The organism is Aeromonas sp. QDB39, from assembly GCF_027707585.1.
GTDB classification, from domain to species: domain Bacteria; phylum Pseudomonadota; class Gammaproteobacteria; order Enterobacterales; family Aeromonadaceae; genus Aeromonas; species Aeromonas hydrophila.
Map to the genome: position 1 here is coordinate 1 of NZ_JAPCIV010000119.1, position 1,088 is coordinate 1,088.

The 1,088-nt window shown below is 55.1% G+C and carries 2 protein-coding genes; one reads left to right on the plus strand and one right to left on the minus strand.

What is annotated here, in order from left to right:
• A partial coding sequence (locus PG899_RS24080) for a hypothetical protein (RefSeq protein ID WP_206635992.1) occupies positions 1 to 207 on the minus strand: 207 nt, incomplete at its 3' end.
• On the opposite strand from PG899_RS24080, the gene PG899_RS24085 reads away from it, so the two are divergent.
• Positions 106 to 1,053, plus strand: coding sequence for an IS30 family transposase (locus tag PG899_RS24085; protein ID WP_031285326.1), 948 nt, complete (start codon positions 106 to 108; stop codon positions 1,051 to 1,053). The genes PG899_RS24080 and PG899_RS24085 overlap by 102 nt on opposite strands.
• Positions 1,054 to 1,088: the final 35 nt, after the last annotated feature.

The window sequence follows — 1,088 nt, forward strand, 5'->3', positions numbered from 1 at the left end:
CGCGAATTCAGATAATAACTGCAACACCCATGGTGCATAGGAGAGAAGAGGCCAACTGCCGGTTCTGGTACGCTTCTTCTCGCCAAAGAAACAAAGCGGAACACCATGAGATACCATCAGTTGACCGAAGGACAACGATACCAGATCGCCTGCCTTCATGACCATGGCTTGAGCCAAGCAATGATTGCCCGCAAGGTGGGTGTGCATCCATCCACCATTAGTCGCGAACTCCGTCGCAACCGGTGTGCGCAAGGTTATCAACCAGCAGAGGCTCATCAATCGGCCACCCTGCGACGATGTTCCAGCAGCAAATATCGTGTCCCGGAAGATACCCTTATTTTCGTGACCATGGCGTTGGCCGCAGACTGGAGTCCGGAGCAGATAAGCTCGGTCTGCAGGCGCATTGGTTGCCCTGTCAGTCATGAGTGGATCTACCGCTATGTGGCGCAGGATAAGGCCAACGGTGGCAAGCTGTTCCGTCACTTGCGGCAAGGCCACAAACGTTACCGTAAGGGACAGAATGCCAAGCGCTGCGTGATCCCCAACCCGGTATCGATCGATGAGCGCCCAGCGATAGTCGACTCTCGTAGCCGATTGGGTGACTGGGAGGTGGATACCGTTTCGGGCAAACAAGGTAGTGGTGCCATCGTGACACTGGCCGAGCGTAAGAGCCGACTCTACCTAGTGCAGTATGTGCCTGCCAAGACGGCAGCTGCAGTGGCCGATGCCATCATCTGCATGCTAGAGCCCTACAAGGCACATGTTCATACAATCACCGCGGACAATGGCAGTGAATTTGTGGAACATGAGCGAGTAGCCAAGGTGCTAAATGCCCAGTTTTACTTCGCGCATCCATACAGCGCGTGGGAGCGAGGTCTGAACGAGAACAGCAATGGCTTGTTGCGGCAGTATGTGCCCAAGGGCAGCGACCTGAGCCAGCTCAGCCCGGATGAGTTGTCGGCCTTCGAGCGGCGACTCAACCTTAGACCGCGCAAATGTTTGGATTTCAGGCAACCGCAGATCGTGTTTGATGAACTACGACAGGTTGCTTGATTTGGCGGGTGTTGCACTTCGGAGTTGAATTCGCG

Coding starts and splice junctions, on each gene's coding strand:
- PG899_RS24085 (WP_031285326.1), top strand. CDS start 106: ATGAGATACCATCAGTTGACCGAAGGACAACGATACCAGATCGCCTGC.